This window comes from Streptomyces rubellomurinus (assembly GCF_000961885.1).
GTDB lineage: Bacteria > Actinomycetota > Actinomycetes > Streptomycetales > Streptomycetaceae > Kitasatospora > Kitasatospora rubellomurina.
Window position 1 is genome coordinate 1 of the sequence record NZ_JZKH01000239.1, and the last position, 1,408, is coordinate 1,408.

1 protein-coding gene is annotated in these 1,408 nt (G+C 74.1%); it reads left to right on the forward strand.

Annotation, left to right across the window (positions count from 1 at the left end; genetic code table 11):
- Positions 1 to 13 precede the first annotated feature (13 nt).
- The coding region (locus tag VM95_RS37525; protein ID WP_341846057.1) for a condensation domain-containing protein at positions 14 to 1,408 on the forward strand (1,395 nt) is incomplete at its 3' end.

Below are 1,408 nucleotides of genomic sequence, written 5' to 3' on the forward strand. Positions count from 1 at the left end.
GGTCGGCTCGCGGATGTACCGCACGGGTGACCTGGTGCGGCAGTCGGCCGGTGGTGAGCTCGACTACCTCGGCCGGGTCGACCACCAGGTGAAGATCCGCGGCTTCCGGATCGAACTCGGCGAGATCGAGTCCGTGCTCGCGGCTCATCCGGCGGTGGGGCAGGTCGCGGTGCTGGCGCGCGAGGACCAGCAGGGCGGCCGGCAGGTGGTCGCGTACCTGGTCGCCGCGCCGGGTGCCGAGCTGCCGGACACGGCCGAGCTGCGCGCGTACGTGGGTGGGATGCTGCCGGACTACATGGTCCCGGCCGCGTTCGTCGCGCTGGACGCGTTCCCGGTGACGCCGAACGGGAAGCTGGACCGCAAGGCCCTGCCCGCTCCGGACTTCAGTGCGGCGCGCAGCGGCCGCAGGCCCCGGACGGCGCAGGAGGAGCTGCTCTGCGCGGTGTTCGCGGAGCTGCTGGGGGTGCCGGACGTCGGCATCGACGACTCCTTCTTCCACCTCGGCGGGCACTCGCTGCTGGCCACCCGGCTGGTCGGCCGGATCCGGTCGGCGCTCGGCGTCGAACTGGCCGTGCGCGCCGTGTTCGAGGCGCCGACCGTCGCCGCGCTGGCCGCCCGGCTGGCGGACGCCGGGCAGGCCCGTCCGGCGCTGCTGCCGGCGGTGCGCCCGGACAGGGTGCCGTTGTCGTTCGCGCAGCGGCGGCTGTGGTTCCTGCACCGGTTGGAGGGGCCGAGCGCGACCTACAACCTTCCGATGGCGCTGCGGCTTTCCGGCGCGCTGGACCGGGAGGCGCTGGCGGCCGCGCTGGCTGACGTGGCCGGCCGGCACGAGAGCCTGCGCACGGTCTTCCCCGAGGACGACGGCGTGCCGTACCAGGAGGTGCTGGCGGACGCGGTGCCCGAGCTGCTGGTCCGGCGGACGACTGAATCCGCCCTGGCGGACGCGCTGGTGGCCGCCGCCGCGACCGGCTTCGAGCTGGAGCGCGAACTCCCGCTGCGGGCCGAGTTGTTCGTGCTGGGCGAGGAGGACCACGCTCTGCTGCTGACGCTTCACCACATCGCCGGTGACGGCTGGTCGATGGCTCCGCTCGGCGCCGACCTGGCAACGGCCTACGCGGCGCGGGTGCGTGGCGAGGCGCCGCAGTGGAAGCCGCTGGCGGTGCAGTACGCCGACTACGCGCTGTGGCAGCAGGGACTGCTCGGCGAGGAGGGCGACCCGGACAGCGTCATCTCCCGGCAACTCGCGTTCTGGAAGTCCGAACTCGCGAACGCCCCGGAAGAGTTGAACATTCCGACCGACCGGCAGCGGCCGGCGGCCGCGAGCTACCGGGGCGCGAGCCTCCGGTTCACCGTCCCGCCGGAGGTGCACGACGGCCTGCTCGCGCTCGCCCGGGAGTCCAGGGCGACC